General features: G+C 40.8%; 1 protein-coding gene. It reads right to left on the reverse strand.

Annotated features, from left to right (window positions below; genetic code table 11):
- Window positions 1-309 (reverse strand): transposase family protein (locus FD20_RS12780; protein WP_477218317.1); only part of this gene is annotated, 309 nt, incomplete at both ends.

Here is a 309-nt window from a genome sequence, read left to right on the forward strand (position 1 = left end):
TTGATTAATCATCATGGGACGCTGTTCAATTGATCGCCCCAAAGATTGATTATATTTGGATCGTTGGTCAACGTTACGCCGTTGGCGTACGCCATGTTCAGGTAGATCATTCAAGGAGAAACCAATTCTCCCCTGATTTAGCCAATTATAAATAGATTTAGTAGCTAGTTTAAATTCGTGAGCAATCATTCCTGGTGACCAGCTTAGACGTAAATGGTTGAGAATTTTTTGCTTTAACTCATCGCTCAGCTTAGTTTTCCGACCACATCGTGATCGCTTGTATTCGGCATCTGTTTGTGCTAATTCAGC

Origin of the sequence: Liquorilactobacillus uvarum DSM 19971 (assembly GCF_001434935.1) — a bacterium.
Taxonomy (GTDB): domain Bacteria; phylum Bacillota; class Bacilli; order Lactobacillales; family Lactobacillaceae; genus Liquorilactobacillus; species Liquorilactobacillus uvarum.